Source organism: Alteromonas sp. ABH4_456 (assembly GCF_056160645.1).
In genome coordinates, this window is sequence record NZ_JBSWXO010000005.1 from 158,237 (window position 1) to 174,071 (window position 15,835).

Below are 15,835 nucleotides of genomic sequence, written 5' to 3' on the forward strand. Positions count from 1 at the left end.
TATGATGAGTGGTCCAACAGCAAACGTACGCTCAAAAGCAAAAGCACTATTAAGCTTACACTCATGGTCAGGCATTGTGCTGGGTATGCTGCTTTATGCCGTTATTTTTACCGGCACAGTCGCCGTAGTATCTGAAGAAATTGGTGAATGGGCAAACAGCAACGAAAGTCTTGGGTTACTGGTCAGCTCCGACATAAATAAAACCGTTTCCGACCTGGCAAAAAGCACACCGGAAGAATTCCGTGAAGAAGTTTCAGCCTATGAAAATCACCGGCAGGAACTGGTTTTTTATTTTCACACTCACAAACAAAATCCTTCAGGCGTAATGGATGAATACGGTATTCAGTATCGTATTGATGCGAAAGGCAACGTTCTGTCTGAGACTGAAGGTTTCGGCAGTGATTTATCGGCAACAGATGACAGTAATGCGCTGAGCCGCTTCCTGGTGGCTATTCACACGGAATTACATATCCCGCCACCCTGGGGGCTGTTGTTGACTGGGATTCTTGGTCTCGCCATGCTGATTGCAGCTGTTTCAGGCTTTATGATGCATAAACATCTGTTCGCCGACATGTTTGCAATACGAAAGCAACGGGACGGACAGTCACTGAAGCGTGACTCCCATACCGTAGCCGGTACATGGAGTATTCCTTTTGCCATTTTGCTCGCATTTACAGGCAGCTTTTTCAGTTTTGCCGGCGCCTTTGGCCTGCCTGCCATGGCGATGGTTGCCTTCGGAGGTGATCAGGAAGCAATGATGTATACACTGGTCGGCGAACAGCAAAATAAAAGTGAAACGCCGCAAGAGTCAGCGAACCTGAATACCATGGTGGCTGATGCATACAAAAAACAAGGCTCATTACCAACGTTTCTCTCTGTTTCTCATTGGGGAACTGAATCTGCAAGCATGACGGCGTTTTTCATGCCAGCTGAAGGCGGAGTTGGTTTCGAGCAACTGGTTTATGATGTAACTAACGGAGAATTTGTAGAATATAAGCCGCAGGTTGGTACGGTACCTTCCGCCGGTAGTGTCGTCCTGTCTCTGATTTTCCCTATCCATTTTGGCACCTTTGCCGGTCTGTTTTCTAAAATTGTCTGGATAAGTCTTGGTGTTGCGTCCTGTTATGTCACGGTTACCGGCCTGCAGCTTTATGCCCACAGAAACGAGAAAGAAAATACGGATCAGTGGCGCTGGTTTAGTCGCCTTTGCATATGGGGATTTTGGGGCCTGCCGGTTTGTTCTTTAAGCAGTGCTCTCGGCTTTTTTCTAAGTGGTGCTTTTGGTGCCAGTGAAAGTACCTGGACCCCGTTATCTTTCATAATCGCCGCAGGTATTGTTACCTTATTCTCATTATTAGTCCGCAGAACAGATAAACTAAAACAGCTTTTCTATGTGCTGAACGGTCTGCTTTGCCTTGCGTTACCCTTACTTCGTTTTGTGGCGTCCGGCACCGGCTGGGCTGACGCAGTGATACACAACATGATTGCCTTACTGTTTGTCGACCTGGTGCTGCTTTGTTGTGCCGCATGGTGCTTTTATAATCTGTATGCTTCCTGGCACCGGGAAGCAAAAAATCAACGGGATAATGTCGCCTTCAGTGAAGAAGGAATCGCAAAATGAATCATCTTTTTACCACTTTGCCATTCATCGCATACAGCGCCGTTATTATTATGCTTCTGGCGAATACCGACCACCGGCGCAGGCAATTGCATGCAAGAAACAACGATGAAAGCAGCACGCTGTTGTCGCTGAAAATATCTTCGCGCCTGCGTTCATTGTTGAGCTGGAGCCTGATTATTCCTGTTATCCCTCTTGTGATGATGGGTAACTATGCCGGTATTCTGATGTATGCAGGCGCCTTAACAGTTTTAGGCTGGATTATTTCTGAGTTACCCACCTCAGTGGTCTAAACAGGGTGCTACTCTCTTCTATACAGCGGGACTGTAAATCATTATCATTAATCATTCGACTTTAGTTTAATCTATTTTCAGATTTCAGGGACCGACAGTCATGCTTTTCTCCTTAATAGCCTTTCTTACTGCACTGGCGGGAATGGCCTTACTATACTTTTCCAATAAAAACCAGCGGTTTGCGTCTTCTCAGGGAGGTCCCGCTTTCAGGTACGCCGGCTATATTTTCCTCGGCGCTTCCCTGGTGATCTGGTTACAAATCATGACTGTTGCCGCAGCCATATTTACCTGGGCTCTTCTGCTGGCGGTGCTGTCCGTCATTGTGCCTGTTATGACGTTAATTAAAGCGGGAAAGGTAACCTGATATGAGCAGGCTTAAGCAAGACCAAAAAATCCGTACCGACTGGTGGAGTAAGAATATTGCCTGCTGCTTACTTGGCCTGACTTTATCCTTCGCAATTATGGGACTATTCGCCTGGTATGGTCCGGGCGGGATCGGTGCCGTTAATAAGGACCAGTTTACGATGTGGATGGTCCCCTTCATCTGGTTGATTATCGTGGCATTTGGTTTTCTGTTTAAATCTGGCCGCAGTGCCTTTCTTTGGCTCGGAGCAGCAAACCTGGCTTGCTGGGGTCTCTTTGCCTTGCTCAGGAGCGCAGTATGAAAATCCGCAGCGACATTATCCGTATCTATCAATCTGTACATACCTGGACAGGCATAACATCGGGCCTTGTACTCTTTATTGCCTTTTTCGCCGGTGCACTGACCATGTTCAAAGCCCCCATTACAGAATGGGCTATACCCGCTGATACGCATTTACCTCAGGTAGAACTGAACGAATATGATACGTTGATTCAACAGGCCGCCGGGGCGCATGAAAATGTTATCAAAGGTTTTACTGTCAGCCTTGAAGAAAATCAATCTCCGCTTTTCTGGTATGAACAGGGTGGTGGAAGGGGTATCTCTCTGAACAGTGTGATTCGCAGTGCCTCGTTAAACGAACATGGTGAAGTGTACTCCAGCGTCAGCGAACAAAATGTGCTGGGAGATCTCATCGATCAACTGCACAGAACCGCAGGCATTCCCGGCAAAGTCGGACATGAAGATCTCGGCGTGGTGATAATGGGCATTGCCTCTGCACTCTACTTTGTTGCGCTGGTATCAGGGGTTATCTTTCTGCTGCCGACACTGGTGAAAAGCTTCTTCTCGCTTCGCCAGAAAAAAGGTGCCAGCCGTTTCTGGCTGGACACCCACAATCTGCTCGGCATCACCAGCCTGCCCTTCCACCTGATCATTGCCTGGACTGTGGTAGTGTTTGCTTTTCATGACATCATCTACGACGGACTGGACTACATTTATGGCGATGAGCCCATGTTTCAGCGCGGCGGTCAGTCTTCTGACGTCTACCCGCTTTCTGCCTTACCGGCGATGTCCAGTTTCATACAGAAGGTGAATGAAACCACAACAGGGTACCGGGTCAAACAACTCAGCTTTTCAAATCTGGATACAGAAAGAGCATCTGTACGCATTGATGTTGCAGGGAAAGGTGTGCTCCAGCGTGCTGCAGATTCTGACGTGATCTTGATGCACCCTTTCACACAACAAGTTACCTACTCCACACTTAGCAGTGATGAAAATGGCGGATACTGGCCGCTGGTAAAAAGCTTATTTGCGCTGCATTTTGGTAACTTTGCAGGTACGTTTGGCCGCTGGGTATACTTCATTTTAGGCCTGATGGGTGCAGCATTGTTCTACACAGGAAATTTACTGTGGCTGGAAAAGAGACGAAAGAAGCAGGCAGTGCAATCCACATCTAACGCGGTCATGGCAAACCTCACTGTTGGTGTGTGCGTGGGGTCAATGCTGGGCGTGGCAGCAACATTACTTTCTTCAAAATGGATGTACATATTCGGACAGCCGGTAAATCAGTCATACCTTTGGGTTTATTTCACTGTGTTCCTGCTGGCGTTGGCCTACAGCTTTCTGAAAGGTGCGGCACGCAGCGCCATTCATTTGCAACTCTTGTTGAGTTTATGTTGTGCCTGTATTCCTGTCACTACGCTTATCAGTCTCGTATTGCCCGCAGTATCGTGGCAGCTCACACCCAGTAACCTGTGGGTTGAAGCGACAGCCTGTGTCTTCGCTTATGTATTTTATAAAGGTGCTTTGAAAACCCGTGGGCGGGCTTTACGGGGAGAGAAAAATAGCATCTGGTATATAAAAGACACTTCCGTTGATTCGCCTTCCGCGTCTGGCAAAGTGGTGCCGGAATGATAGCCATGACTATTGAAAAACAGCGGCAATTCGGGTCACGACCCCAAACCATGAAAACGGCTCATACAACCATTAATTAATATCAATATTCATCATAGTTAACTCGCCCTACAATTAGCTCAACACATTAAATGTTAGTTTTTGTTTTGATCATGGGGCACCAGACTATTATGAGTAGCGATTTCACTTATTCCATTAAGACCGTTCGCTTTGATGAGCACTACTCTCCTGCGGACGAAACACGTCTTACCACGAACTTTGCAAACCTGGCCCGTGGTGAAGCCCGGCAGGAAAATCTGCGCAAAGCAATTAACATGATCAATAACAACTTCAATAGTCTGGCACACTGGGATAACCCTAAAAAAGACCGTTATTCCGTTGAGCTCGATATCGTGCATGTCGATGTTGATGTTGAAGGTAATGGTGAGACCTTCCCGACCATTGAAGTGTTGAAAACCAGCGTTGTCGATCACTATACGAATAAACGTATTGAAGGCATTGTGGGTAACAATTTCTCGTCTTATGTGCGCGACTACGATTTCAGTGTGGTGTTACGTAAACACAATGAGGGGAAAGACCATTTCTCTGTACCGGAAAACTATGGTGAATTACACGGAAAAATGTTTCAGGACTTCATCAGTTCCGGCGCTTATAAAGAGAACTTCAGTAAACCGCCGGTGATCTGCCTGAGTGTTTCAGACAACAAAACCTATCACCGTACCAGTAATCAGCACCCAGTGTTAGGCACGGAATATAAACCTGATGAAACATCTTTGACAGAGCAGTATTTCAGAACCATGGGCATGAAAGTTCGTTATTTTATGCCTGTTAACAGCTCGGCGCCCTATGCGTTCTTTTTCTTCGGCGATCTGTTGAACGACTACAGCTTACTGGAGCTCATCAGCACGCTGAGCACCATGGAAACATTCCAGAAGATTTATCGCCCGGAGATTTACAACACGAACTCTGTCGCCGGTGAAGTGTACAAGCCAAGTCTAAGAAATCACGATTATTCAGTTACTCAAGTGGTGTACGACAAGGAAGAACGCGCCCGACTTGCCATCGAGCAGGGTAAATGGTGCGAAGAGAACTTCATTCAGAAACATCAAAATACGCTTCAGCAATGGGCCTCTGGCGTTGCTGCGTCAGCAATCTGATTTTAAGGTACAGGTAGTATTACAATGACAAAATTATTCCCGACCTCCACCGCCGGAAGTCTGCCAAAACCATCGTGGCTGGCGCAACCTGAACAGCTCTGGTCTCCATGGAAACTTGAGGGAGAAGCCCTCGCTGCAGGTAAAAACGATGCCCTTCGGGTGACGCTGCAAGAACAGGAAAAATCAGGTATCGATATTGTCAGTGACGGTGAACAGACCCGTCAGCACTTTGTCACAACCTTTATTGAAAACTTAAGCGGCGTTGACTTTGAAAATAAAAAGACAGTCAGAATTCGTAACCGCTACGATGCCAGCGTGCCCGGGATCGTCGGCCCGGTAAGCCGCCAGAAACCTGTGTTCATTGACGATGCGAAGTTCCTGCGGGCACAAACCGATCGTCCCATCAAGTGGGCACTTCCCGGTCCGATGACCATGGTTGATACCCTGTATGATGATTATTATAAAGATCGTAAAACGTTAGCTTTCGAATTCGCAAAAGCGTTAAATGAAGAAGCTAAAGAGCTCGAAGCCGCCGGCGTGAATATCATTCAGTTTGATGAACCTGCCTTTAACGTGTTCCTCGATGAAGTTAATGAATGGGGAATCGAAGCGCTGGAAAAAGCCTGTGAAGGCTTAAAATGCGAGACTGCCGTTCACATTTGTTATGGCTACGGCATTAAAGCCAATACAGACTGGAAAAAAACTCTCGGTGCAGAGTGGCGTCATTATGAAAAAACGTTCCCTGCCATTCAGCAATCAAGCATCGACATTATTTCTCTGGAGTGCCACAACGGGCGTGTGCCATTTGAAGTCCTTGAGTTACTAAAGGGTAAGAAAGTTATGGTTGGCGCCATTGATGTGGCTACCCCGGAAATTGAAACGGCTGAAGAAGTGGCAGCGACTATCCGGGAAGCACTGAAATACGTTGATGCGGACAAGCTTTATCCTTGTACCAACTGCGGCATGGCTCCTCTTTCCCGGGACATTGCGAGGGGTAAGCTTGAGGCCCTGGCAGCGGGCGCTGATATTGTCAGAAAAGAGCTATCTGCTTAATATCTGTTTTCTTGGGGATTGAAGCACATTAACCGTATTAACCGGTAATGTGCTTCCGATATATTTTTTGCCCGGCCGGCGAGACTTATAAATTAAATGCTGATAACGGGTGGGCGGATTGCAAGGTGAGTAATACCCGCTGCTCCGGCATTACTTTCAATTCGTGAGACACTCTGGCACTCACAGTTTCACCCGAATCCAGCGCAGCAAACAATAATCTGCTGCCACCTTCAAAACGGCTGCGTAACACCGTCGCGTTTGGCTGCTCCGGCTTTTCGGTAATAATCACATCGTCGGGCCTTACCAGCAATTCCACTAATTCTTGCTGATTATCAGCTGAATACACCGGTGCGTTGCCAATGGCGGTTTCTACTTCATTGCCGGAAATACGCCCTTTGAGAAAACTGGCTTCACCAAGAAAACGTGCCACAAATTTACTGGCCGGCTTTTCAAAACACTGCTCTGGTGTATCCAGTTGTTCAAGCACACCTTTATTTAAGATCCCTACCCTGTCACCGACCGACAGGGCTTCATCCTGATCGTGGGTTACCCAAATTGCCGGTACACCCGCCTTTTTGAGGGCATCACGAATATCCCATCGCAAGCTGTCTTTTAATGCGGCATCCAGATTGGAAAGCGGTTCGTCGAGTAATACATAAGCAGGCTCATGTGCCAGCGTTCTGGCCAATGCTACCCGCTGCTTTTGTCCACCGGATAACCGTGCAGGCTTAGCGTGCCGGAAGTCACTCAGACCCAGTAATTCCAACCAGTGATCAGCCAACGTATTGTCTTTCAATCTGAACTGAACATTTTGCTCTACGGTGAGGTGGGGAAAGAGTGCAAAGTCCTGAAACACCATCCCCACGTTGCGTTTTTCCGGTGGCACCTGTTTCTCAGGTGTGGAAACCCATCCACCCTGAGCAATTTTCCCTTCAGTTACGGGGATCAAACCCGCGAGTGCTTGTAAAACTGTCGTTTTTCCACAACCGGTGGGCCCGACTAACATTAAGATCTCGCTTTCATTAAGCTTGAGATCTAAATTTCGCACTACCCGATTAGTTCCATAATCGACTGATAAACCATTAACTTCTAGCATCAGGAATGTTGACTCTCATTAACTGAAAATTCTGCTTTTCGCTCGCCGGTAAGCATCAGGATTAACCCAAGCCCGGAAATAAATACCAGGCATAAACCCGGTACTGCAGCACGTCCGAAATAGCCAGCTTCATAAACACGCCACAGGTACGTTGCTAACGTTTCAAAACCTGTGGGCCCGAGCATCAATGTTGCCGGTAATTCACGCATCACTTCAAGGAAAACCAATGCGGCGCCGGCAATCATGCCCCGCGCAGTCAGAGGTAAGGTAATACGGAAAAACGCTTCTCTGGGCGAAGCCCCCAATACCCGCGCAGCGTTTCCCAGGCCACCATCCTGATTCTCAGTAGTACTGCGAACTGTACTCACAGCCAGCGGCAAAAAGCGCAATACATAGGCAATCACCAGCAAGCCCAGCGTCTGATACAGTACCGGAATTTGTAATCCGAGATAAACCAGCGCTGTCCCCATTACAATGCCGGGGACACCGAATCCAAAATACGTTATTCGCTCAAAAAATCGTCCTACCCGGCCGGCAATAGCGGCATGGGCAACGGGAATCGCCAGAATGACTGCGACAACCGCGGCCATCATGGAGGCGTAGGCGGAATTCCATGCATAGGTAATATCAAAGCCTTCTGCTCCCTCCCGGGCCAGCCACAATACAAAAATGCCAAGAGGCAGAACCAGAGATAACAGAATAACCGGCGAAAACAGACTCACAAAACCAAGACTTTTCGCCGGATGAACATGTATTTGAATGTGTTTGCCAGGTCGTTCTTTGGCACCACGGATTTGAGATTCGATGAAGAGAATAAGCACGACTATCAGCATCAACTGCAGCGATAGCATGGCTGCCTGACTGAGACCGAAGGCGTTGTATTCCACGAATATTACCCGGGTAAATGTATCCAGCCCCATGATTGCCGGCGTCCCGAAGTCCGATAGCGCATACAGCGCCGCCAGCAATGCCCCGGCGGCAATACTGTTTACGACCCGTGGCAAAACAATGCGCCAGATACTGGCAGTTAATGATAATCCCAATGTACGGGCAGCATTTATCTGACTGGCATCAAGGCTGAGCAGGGCGGAACGGGTGGTCATCATCACAAACGGATAGGTGTACAACGTCATGACCAGCCCTGCCCCCCACAGTCCTTCCAAAGATGGCGTGGTCAAACCGGTAAAGCTCTCGATTTCGCCGCCGCGGCCGAAAGAAAAATAGAGGGTAAATGCGCCAAGGTAACTTGGCATAGCCAGCGGTGCTGCAAATAAAATTAGCCACAGCCGCTTTAAAGGCAAACTGACATATGCTGTGAGTAACGCCAGGGGCACCCCGACCATCACAGCCCCTGCCACCGTGAGCCCCATCAATGCCAGCGTATTCATTAATACAGTGATATTTCTGGTATCAAAAAACGCAGCATCATCAGAGGCAAGGGAAAATAAAACCCCGACGGGTAAAATTGCAATCACCGCAATGATGATTGCAAAGGGGTACGATTTAGGCAGGTTTTTCACAGAACGCCAACATTCCTCATTAAGTCTAATGTCGGTCTTATATCAGCTAACTTACGAAGATCCAAATCAGGAGGAGAAATACTGCTCAGAGGCGTGAGACCATCAGGCGGCGCTACGCCGCCGACCAGTGGAATTTCATAGGCTTCAGACGCCAGATAAGATTGCACTTCTCTGGTCAGCAGGTAACGGATAAAGTTTACCGGTAAATCACCTTCAGTGAGCGAAATAATGCCGGAGGCATTCACCAGGCACCCCGCATCACCGTTTGTGTAGGCTATATCTACGGTGGCATCCGGCTTGCCGGACTTAAGCCTTAACGTGTAGTAGTGATTGGCAAAGCCCAAATCTACTTCACCGCGCTCAACCCCCATTACCACACCCAGTTCACCGGCATATTTCTTCGCCCGGCTATTCACACCTTTCAGCCAGCTGGCTGTTGCTTTCTCACCTTCGAGAATGCGCATCGCTGTAACAAAAGACTGAAAAGAGGCATATGCAGGTGCCCAACCCAGTTTCAAATCTGTGTCGGCAAGGGCCATCACACTGTCAGGGATCTGGTCTGCACGTACCCGCTCAGTGTTATAAGGTAAAGTGCGGATGCGCCCGGTTACCGGCGACCACATAGGGTACTGAAAACCCGGTTTCAGTTGATTGACCACGTCGTCTGGCAGGGGCTTTGCCAGCCCCTGGTCAGTAATCATACCTATAGAACCGGTATCTACTGCCCAGAACAAATCCGCCCGTTTCACGCCGGCTTTAGCTTCGGCGACCAGCATATTGGCCAGCTCTGCCGTCGCACCGCGACGAATTTGTAAATTCAGTTCCGGGTTCTTTTTCTTGATCGCCTCAAGGACATTTTCGTAAAGTCCGCCCTCTCCTCTGCCAAGATAAAGCGTGAGGTCGCCTTTCAATTTTGGCAGTGAATCAACAGATACCGCGGTTGCCGGATTAGCGAAGGACATGCCGGGTAACAGCCCAAGACCGCCAGCTAAGCCAGCCAGTCCTAAGCCCTGAACAAACGCTCTGCGTTGCATAGTGATTCCTTAAAACACGCTCTTACGACTTTTCTCTGCTTCAGCCAGTAACGCATAGGCTTTATCTAACTTAACCTGCATGGTACTCACAACTTCGCGTACTGCATCTACGCCTTTGTCTTGCTCAATCGCCTGCGGTAAAGAAACGTTAAAGTCTTTCTCCAGATCTTCAACCAGAGGCGCATCTAATTCAATTAAGGCCCCCTCAATACCTTCGAAACGTTGCAGATAGGTATCATACACCAGCGTGGTTGCCACTTCAGACAACTGTTCAGCATACTTCGCGACGACGCGATCAAGGCGAACTTTAATGTCATCAATCACTTCCGTTGGCGTTGTCGGTTCAGTTTCGGTGGTTTGAACCTGAGCAATAAGTCCTTTTTTCTGATATTGAGAAGCCAGTTTTACCGCCCCCAGGCCCTGCCAGAGGGCATGTACCAGTTTTGCCTCTTCAGCACGGACGGCTGTCGTAGCGGCACCGCTATCGATGGCTGTTTTTACACCGTAAATGCCTTGCCAGATTGTGGCGTAAACAGGCACATACTGTGTCTCAATGGCTGAATGGAAATCTACTTCTTCCCAGTACTCAATCATAACGTCAGTATCGACTTTTCCTTTGCCCTGCTTTTCGTAGGCATCAACGACGGCACCAAATTTATCTTCCAGCCACCGCACTTCTTCTGAGTATTCGCCCAGGTGCGCGTGAAGGTTATTTACGTGATCACCGATAGCACCATTTGCTGATACCTGAGAAGAAAAACTGCCGGTAGAAAGTGCCAGCACTAAGGCAATTTTACAACGGGTTGATCCTGAGAAAGTCATGATTAATCCTTATATGTACATTTTTTGAAAATGATACTTATTATCAATTGTCAAGTAAAGCAATGGCTGTGCAGCTTCCTAAAGTGCGTTGAAAAACTCAAGTTTACGTTTCAGGACATCTGCAGGTAGAAATGGAGGCTTATATTCAGCGAGTTACAGATTATTTCATTCTACGTAAATGCCAGATTTTCTTGAAGTTTGTAACAGTTAATATACAGTAGCACCTCAGAGAAAACGCAATTAGTTCTCATTTTCATTTAATCATAGAAGCTACGAATTAGGGAAATGAAGCGCGTTTATCCGGAACAAGATTTTAAATAAACGACTAATACAACAATAAGTAACGCAGGCTCCACGTTGTTCAAAAAATTGAACAGTAAACTAGACATACGTTAACGGGACATTGTTATTAATATGAAAGATCTATCAGACATTGCTGTAGTGGGTTTGGCTGTCATGGGGGAAAACCTCATTCTGAATATGGCCAGTAAAGGGTTCACTGTAACGGCATATAATCGTTCTACCGACAAAGTATCCAGGTTTATTGAAGGCCGCGCAAAAGGCCAGGCCATACGCGGAGCATTCAGTATTGAGGAATTAGTCAATTCATTAACAGCACCCCGGAAAATCATGCTGATGGTTAAAGCTGGCCCTGCGGTAGATAAAATGATTGAACAATTGGTTCCGCATCTGGAAAAAGGCGACATTATTATAGACGGCGGTAATACGCACTTCCCGGATTCTAATCGTCGTGCTGCGTTGCTGAAAGAAAAAGGCATTCACTTTATTGGAGCAGGTGTTTCGGGCGGGGAAGAAGGCGCATTAACCGGCCCGTCAATAATGCCAGGCGGTGCACAAGAGGCCTGGCCTGAGGTTAAAGATATCTTTCAGGCGATTGCTGCTAAAGTGGACGACGGTTCCCCATGTTGTGACTGGGTAGGCGAAGACGGAGCCGGCCACTTTGTAAAAATGGTGCATAACGGTATCGAATACGGTGATATGCAGTTGATATGTGAAGCGTATCAAATCATGAAAGATCTGCTAGGTATGACTGCTGATGACATGCACAGTGTGTTTGCAGAGTGGAATGAGGGCGAGTTAAATAGTTATTTAATCGAAATTACGCGGGATATCTTTGCGTATAAAGAAGATGGCGAGCCCCTGGTCGAGAAAATCCTTGATACCGCAGGTCAAAAAGGAACAGGGAAATGGACGGCTGTGTCAGCTCTGGATCACGGCGTACCACTTACGCTTATTGGCGAAGCCGTATTTTCACGTTGTTTATCGGCTCAAAAAGAAGAACGCGTTGCAGCTTCATCTTTGCTAAGAGGTCCCGAACCTGTTTTTAAGGGAGACAAGCGCGCGTTCATCGAAGATATCCGGAACGCTTTGCTGGCTTCAAAAATTGTATCTTACGCTCAGGGATACGTACTCATGCGTGAAGCAGCAAAAGCGTTTAAATGGGAATTGAATTATGGCGGGATTGCGCTGATGTGGCGTGGAGGCTGTATTATTCGCTCCACCTTTTTATCGCACATAAAAGATGCATTTGATGCAAATCCTGAGTTATCGAATTTAATGGTGGCACCTTACTTCATTGAAAAGTTACAGGCGTCACAAAGCGGTTGGAGAAATGTGATTGCCGTTGCCGCACAAAACGGTATTCCCACCCCTACATTCAGCGCTGCGCTTAATTATTTTGACGGTTATCGCAATGGCCGTTTACCAGCCAATTTATTGCAAGCCCAGCGAGACTATTTTGGCGCACACACGTATGAGCGCCTTGATAAACCACGTGGCGAATTTTTTCATACAAATTGGACAGGTCGCGGTGGTGATACCGCATCTTCGACATACAACGTATAACTTTGCCGGTTGAGAAGGTGAGCCAGATTCGTGGCTCACCTTTAACGTTGAAGTATTGATACAGATGCCTTGTGAAAGTAACTTTTTGTCAGTTACCGGCATTACAAAGAATGTCCGCCTTTTCCCCAAACCATTACTTTCTGTCTATTCAACGAAGCAACCACAAAGTATAATGGTAATGATTCCCATTTGTGTTAACGTAAATCCAGAGGGATTATAAAAACCAGATTGCTGCTCGGATGAAGGTGACGTAAAACGTCGTAGTCGACTTTATCAGACTGATGTCTCTGATTGTTTCCATCCGGGCCGGGCATCAATATCCCTTTCTGTATTAGTACACGCCCACAATACGGTTTTTTCGGACAATTATTTAAGGAAGAAATTCATGCAGAGTTATCAAACAAAAGTCCCAATTTACTTACTTATCCCAATTTTGGGTATCTTCGGATTGTACCTTTCTGAAGCGGGTCACGCACTCGCACAGGTTGCGGAGAACGGCGGGCCTGTAGACATTCACTTGCCTCCTTTTGCAATGATTCAGGGAATATTGTTCTTTTCTCTTGCCCCCCTTTTATTGCTCAGTGTGAAATGGTCTGCAGCAGTTCGCTGGTTAACACTTTCTCTGATTGCACTCCTGACCCTTTTCCATCTTGCGCACATCGTAGAGCACGGTATGGCAGGCGACATAATGGGCGTATCGTGGATTATACTATTCTGTGTATTGCCAAATATTATGGCTTTAGTGACCACCTTTAAACACACTAAAATCAATGTGTAGTTTGCAGGAGCACTTGTGTTAATTCTTCTCAAAATACTTGCAGTACAGATAGGCTGGTTGGGATCGTTTCCTATCTATTTGAGTGCAGATCAGCAAGTGCTCCTCACAAAGCCTTTTTCTAAAGGCCTGGCCTGGGGGCTTTTCATTCCGTCAGTCATTGTTTGTACTGTAATGTTAAGCGAGCTCTATCATCCTCTCGCTGCCAGCATCATTACTTTGTGTGTCAGCATGACCTCATGGATAGGTCTTGCATTGATATTACCCCATTTTAATAAGGCTAAATTGTCTGCCACAGTAATCGCCGGCTCAGCATTTATGCTGATTGCAGCCAGCCTGGGAGGAGCCGATGTGGGGTAGAACGTTTGCGGGTTTATTTCTGGGCCTGTTCTTAAATGTTAGTATTATGGTGAATATTGCTTACCTTGTTCCGATCCACCGGGAGGTCTATTTTCTTATCGGTTTTGTAGGCGGGTTTCTTTTATGGGCAGGCATTGCTACTTATTATTTCTGTGTTGAGAATTTTAAGAAAAGTCTGATCCGGAGCACATTGATACTTCTGACATCAGGCTCGATAAATGCGCTGCTTATTCTGGACGTACTATGAAAAAAGAAACTATTCGTAAAGCGACAGAAGCTCACGGTTGGGTAGGACTGTTTATTTCTATTCCGTTATTTATCGTTTTCTGGGCAGGCTCAATTACATTGTTCCTTCCGGAAGTCGTGCGGTGGGCATCATTACCTCAGTATCCTATCTCCGTTGCTGAGCAAACCGTTAATATTAATAGCGCAATACAAAACGCGGTTGATTCACAGGACTTTGACGAATCCAGGCTGTTGTTTTTTCGCCTCCCGGGCGACTATTCTCCCTACATCAATTTATCGCTACCGGTTTATGATTCACCTGAGCTGTCAGAAGCAGGTAATGCTTATTTCGATGAAGCACGCTTATTAACCGCGCAAGGCCTGACCGTAGAAGAAATTAATGAGAAGCTGGAAAAGCCTGAACGCAGTGGCGAGTTTACACAACTGCTTATCGATCCCTCTACCGGAAAGGTGCTTAACGACAGCAATCCTTTTGAGTTAGCCAATTATCTCAACCACATGCACTATACCCTGCACATCCCTCAGGGTAGGTACATTATTGGTGTGATCACCTTCTTTTTTCTAGTGATCATATTTACCGGCATTGTCATACAACTTAAAAACCTGATTAAGCACTTTTTTCTGTATCGCCGGGATAAGACAACAAGATACAAAATGAACGACTTACATAATGTGGTAGGCGTCATTTCTCTGCCGTTTGGACTGATGTATGCGTTAACCGGTGTTATGTTCAATCTAGGTATTATTTTTCAACTTTCGACGGCCATGTTGCTATACAAAGGCGACTTTAACACCATGCTCAATGATGCAGGGATTGCCAATGCTTCAGAGCAAGCTGCGTTTACGCCAAAACCCCTTCCTGATCTTCAGCAACTTATTACAGATACTGAAACAGAATACGATGCTACGATAACTGGTTTGAATATTCAGAATTACGGCGATACAAACAGCCTGATAAGGGTCAATGGCGTAAAAAACGGGACATTTTCAAACTACGTGAATAAGTTCTACTCGGTCAGAGATGAGGAATTTTCCAGTGAGTATAATCCTCCGGGTGGCGAGATTTTTTATCCTGGCATCACCTTGCTCTTCAGTATGCACCTGGCAAATTTTGCTGCACTTGATGCCCGTTTTATTTACTTTTTTCTGGGTATGGCATTTTGTGGTCTCATTGTCGCGGGTAATGTTTTGTGGTTCGTCAAACGTGCGAAAAAAGCCGCGTATCCTAAAACACTTGCACTTGCACGGGCGCTAACACTTGGTGGTTGCTTTGGTGTGATGGGTGCAACAGCCGTATGTTTCTTTTTAGAACGTACGCTGCCGGCCACGTTAGCAGACAGACCAGACTTTGTTACACTGCCCTTCTGGGGCGTACTGTTCGCTTTTGTTATTCTCGGTTTTTTCAAAAACAGCATCCGCAAATTCATGGGTATCAGTTGTTGTTTTGTATCCTTTTTGCTCTATCTGACATTTATTGCAGACATCATATTATTCGGGCAAACCACCCTGTCTCTTTTCAATAACGGCCAGCAGGCTCCGGCGGGTGTTGCACTCAGCATATTTCTTATAGGATCACTGACCGGTTTCATCGGATTTAAGTTGCTGAGGCCGGGGCGTAAAAACTCAGAGGAAGTGCATGTCCCTGCCCCGCAAGGATCTGAGCATGTACTGAAATAGCCCCGTACCCTTTGCATAAGGCTGATAATGAGTAGAAAAACAG

15 protein-coding genes are annotated in these 15,835 nt (G+C 46.8%); 11 read left to right on the forward strand and 4 right to left on the reverse strand.

Annotation, left to right across the window (positions count from 1 at the left end; translation table 11 throughout):
* Position 1 precedes the first annotated feature (1 nt).
* From ACXAG2_RS10010 to ACXAG2_RS10040, 7 genes are all read left to right on the forward strand, one after another.
* Positions 2–1,621, forward strand: a complete 1,620-nt coding sequence (locus tag ACXAG2_RS10010; RefSeq protein ID WP_474866512.1) for a PepSY-associated TM helix domain-containing protein — start codon at positions 2–4, stop codon at positions 1,619–1,621.
* A complete protein-coding gene (locus tag ACXAG2_RS10015; protein WP_474866514.1) occupies positions 1,618–1,911 on the forward strand; it encodes a hypothetical protein in 294 nt (97 codons plus the stop codon). The genes ACXAG2_RS10010 and ACXAG2_RS10015 overlap by 4 nt, the downstream gene beginning before the upstream one ends.
* A 100-nt stretch (positions 1,912–2,011) precedes the next feature.
* A complete protein-coding gene (locus ACXAG2_RS10020; RefSeq protein WP_474866516.1) occupies positions 2,012–2,275 on the forward strand; it encodes a hypothetical protein in 264 nt (87 codons plus the stop codon).
* A gap of 1 nt (position 2,276) precedes the next feature.
* The gene (locus ACXAG2_RS10025) at positions 2,277–2,576 is read left to right on the forward strand and encodes a hypothetical protein (protein WP_474866519.1); all 300 of its coding nucleotides are present in this window, start codon (positions 2,277–2,279) and stop codon (positions 2,574–2,576) included.
* Positions 2,573–4,186 (forward strand): PepSY-associated TM helix domain-containing protein, encoded by a 1,614-nt coding sequence (locus ACXAG2_RS10030; RefSeq protein WP_474866521.1) that lies wholly within the window; start codon positions 2,573–2,575, stop codon positions 4,184–4,186. Before ACXAG2_RS10025 ends, ACXAG2_RS10030 begins: the two co-directional genes overlap by 4 nt.
* A gap of 170 nt (positions 4,187–4,356) precedes the next feature.
* Complete coding sequence (locus ACXAG2_RS10035) at positions 4,357–5,343, forward strand: DUF1852 domain-containing protein (protein WP_474866524.1); 987 nt, start codon at positions 4,357–4,359, stop codon at positions 5,341–5,343.
* Between the two features lie 24 nt (positions 5,344–5,367).
* Positions 5,368–6,396, forward strand: a complete 1,029-nt coding sequence (locus ACXAG2_RS10040) for a methionine synthase (protein ID WP_474849185.1) — start codon at positions 5,368–5,370, stop codon at positions 6,394–6,396.
* An 85-nt stretch (positions 6,397–6,481) separates the two neighbouring features.
* On the opposite strand, the gene ACXAG2_RS10045 is transcribed toward ACXAG2_RS10040, so the two are convergent.
* Genes ACXAG2_RS10045 through ACXAG2_RS10060 form a run of 4 tightly spaced genes read right to left on the reverse strand, consistent with a single transcriptional unit; the run spans position 6,482 to position 10,868 of the window.
* Complete coding sequence (locus ACXAG2_RS10045) at positions 6,482–7,492, reverse strand: ABC transporter ATP-binding protein (protein ID WP_474866526.1); 1,011 nt, start codon at positions 7,490–7,492, stop codon at positions 6,482–6,484.
* A complete protein-coding gene (locus ACXAG2_RS10050) occupies positions 7,492–9,012 on the reverse strand; it encodes an ABC transporter permease (RefSeq protein WP_474866529.1) in 1,521 nt (506 codons plus the stop codon). The genes ACXAG2_RS10045 and ACXAG2_RS10050 overlap by 1 nt, the downstream gene beginning before the upstream one ends.
* Positions 9,009–10,046 carry an extracellular solute-binding protein gene (locus tag ACXAG2_RS10055; RefSeq protein ID WP_474866532.1) on the reverse strand — a complete coding sequence of 346 codons (1,038 nt, stop codon included), beginning with the start codon at positions 10,044–10,046 and terminating at the stop codon, positions 9,009–9,011. Before ACXAG2_RS10055 ends, ACXAG2_RS10050 begins: the two co-directional genes overlap by 4 nt.
* 9 nt (positions 10,047–10,055) lie before the next feature.
* Positions 10,056–10,868: a hypothetical protein gene (locus ACXAG2_RS10060; RefSeq protein WP_474866535.1), complete on the reverse strand. Its 813-nt coding sequence runs from the start codon at positions 10,866–10,868 to the stop codon at positions 10,056–10,058.
* A gap of 414 nt (positions 10,869–11,282) precedes the next feature.
* Here ACXAG2_RS10060 and gnd point away from each other — a divergent pair, with 414 nt between their 5' ends.
* The 4 genes from gnd (at position 11,283) to ACXAG2_RS10080 (ending at position 15,792) form a co-directional block, all read left to right on the forward strand.
* Positions 11,283–12,734, forward strand: coding sequence for a decarboxylating NADP(+)-dependent phosphogluconate dehydrogenase (gene gnd / locus ACXAG2_RS10065; protein WP_474866537.1), 1,452 nt, complete (start codon positions 11,283–11,285; stop codon positions 12,732–12,734).
* 385 nt (positions 12,735–13,119) lie between these two features.
* Complete coding sequence (locus ACXAG2_RS10070) at positions 13,120–13,512, forward strand: hypothetical protein (protein WP_474866539.1); 393 nt, start codon at positions 13,120–13,122, stop codon at positions 13,510–13,512.
* Positions 13,513–13,527: 15 nt separating this feature from the next.
* Positions 13,528–13,869, forward strand: coding sequence for a hypothetical protein (locus tag ACXAG2_RS10075; protein ID WP_474866542.1), 342 nt, complete (start codon positions 13,528–13,530; stop codon positions 13,867–13,869).
* Between the two features lie 243 nt (positions 13,870–14,112).
* Positions 14,113–15,792, forward strand: a complete 1,680-nt coding sequence (locus tag ACXAG2_RS10080) for a PepSY-associated TM helix domain-containing protein (protein WP_474866544.1) — start codon at positions 14,113–14,115, stop codon at positions 15,790–15,792.
* Positions 15,793–15,835 lie beyond the last annotated feature (43 nt).

Bases quoted from the DNA above. Each gene is read 5' to 3' on its own strand.
- ACXAG2_RS10010 (WP_474866512.1), top strand. From the start codon at position 2: ATGATGAGTGGTCCAACAGCAAACGTACGCTCAAAAGCAAAAGCACTA.
- ACXAG2_RS10015 (WP_474866514.1), top strand. From the start codon at position 1,618: ATGAATCATCTTTTTACCACTTTGCCATTCATCGCATACAGCGCCGTT.
- ACXAG2_RS10020 (WP_474866516.1), top strand. From the start codon at position 2,012: ATGCTTTTCTCCTTAATAGCCTTTCTTACTGCACTGGCGGGAATGGCC.
- ACXAG2_RS10025 (WP_474866519.1), top strand. From the start codon at position 2,277: ATGAGCAGGCTTAAGCAAGACCAAAAAATCCGTACCGACTGGTGGAGT.
- ACXAG2_RS10030 (WP_474866521.1), top strand. From the start codon at position 2,573: ATGAAAATCCGCAGCGACATTATCCGTATCTATCAATCTGTACATACC.
- ACXAG2_RS10035 (WP_474866524.1), top strand. From the start codon at position 4,357: ATGAGTAGCGATTTCACTTATTCCATTAAGACCGTTCGCTTTGATGAG.
- ACXAG2_RS10040 (WP_474849185.1), top strand. From the start codon at position 5,368: ATGACAAAATTATTCCCGACCTCCACCGCCGGAAGTCTGCCAAAACCA.
- ACXAG2_RS10045 (WP_474866526.1), bottom strand. From the start codon at position 7,492: ATGCTAGAAGTTAATGGTTTATCAGTCGATTATGGAACTAATCGGGTA.
- ACXAG2_RS10055 (WP_474866532.1), bottom strand. From the start codon at position 10,046: ATGCAACGCAGAGCGTTTGTTCAGGGCTTAGGACTGGCTGGCTTAGCT.
- ACXAG2_RS10060 (WP_474866535.1), bottom strand. From the start codon at position 10,868: ATGACTTTCTCAGGATCAACCCGTTGTAAAATTGCCTTAGTGCTGGCA.
- gnd (WP_474866537.1), top strand. From the start codon at position 11,283: ATGAAAGATCTATCAGACATTGCTGTAGTGGGTTTGGCTGTCATGGGG.
- ACXAG2_RS10070 (WP_474866539.1), top strand. From the start codon at position 13,120: ATGCAGAGTTATCAAACAAAAGTCCCAATTTACTTACTTATCCCAATT.
- ACXAG2_RS10080 (WP_474866544.1), top strand. From the start codon at position 14,113: ATGAAAAAAGAAACTATTCGTAAAGCGACAGAAGCTCACGGTTGGGTA.